This window comes from Dellaglioa sp. CoH-57-MRSF-22, from assembly GCF_056781895.1.
Map to the genome: position 1 here is coordinate 1 of NZ_JBXAXT010000016.1, position 983 is coordinate 983.

A 983-nucleotide genomic window follows, 5' to 3' on the forward strand; every position below is an offset into this window, starting at 1 on the left:
CCCGACATGTCGCTGCCCGGCTATCAGATTCGGATTGCTTACAACCTGAACCTAAACCTTGATACTCAATCAGGTCCGCTGGTTGCAGCATTTTCCGTCACCGCCAACCAATCATAAGGTTCAACATGGCAGATACTAATAAGCTCGTTCTGGCGGACTTGACAGCCGACGTTGATCAATTCGTTTCCCAGTTTCAAAACTACCTTACCACCATCCCATCGTGGCAGGGAACGCTCACGACAATGACATCGGAGACCCTGATCGAGCTAGCAGCATCGGTCGGGGCTTTTGCGCAGGGCCGCATCATTCGCGCTGCGGAGGACTGTTTTGCTGAAACGGCTCAATCTGATTCAGCAATCCTTAGCATCACACAGATGCAGGGGCTTCGCATTTCGCGATTCCTACCTGCCGGCATTCCTGTCACGCTCCAAAGTTCGGTACCCTCGTCGCTCCCTCCGCTGTCCCAATTCCACGTGGCAGGGCAATACTTCTTCAACCGAGATGAGATCACGTTCACGGATGCCAACCCCATCAACGTGACTCTGTACGAAGGTCAGGTGTACGCGTATCAGATGCCGGGCTTGGGAACGGAGCGTCAGACCTTCGTAGGGGCCCAAGATAACTTCTCGGTGTCTGACCGAGACGTTGCGGTCCTGATCAACGGGATAATGATCCCGAAGGCATACGGCGGCTTGTGGAACTTCGATGGACTGCCCGGCTTCTCGGACCAGACGATGAGTGATGGGCGTCTGCTTATCCAGTTTGGTAACTACGGAGGCCTAAACGGCAACTTCGGATCGATCCCGGGCGTCAACGACACCGTGATCGTGATGTATCCAATAACGCATGGTGCTACAGGCAACTCATATGTTGTGATGGGCAAACCCGTGACGGTGGATGGATACCCGTTTGTTACGGGCACTGCTCTCGAAAACCCGAGCGGTGGTTCGAACGCTAACCCTGTGGTGTCCTACAAGAACGTG

At 54.3% G+C, this 983-nt stretch carries 1 protein-coding gene; it reads left to right on the top strand.

All coding sequences use genetic code 11. The annotated features are described in order from the left end of the window. Positions 1-125: 125 nt before the first annotated feature. On the top strand, positions 126-983 hold an 858-nt coding region (locus tag AC1RPR_RS07835), incomplete at its 3' end, for a hypothetical protein (RefSeq protein WP_481763405.1).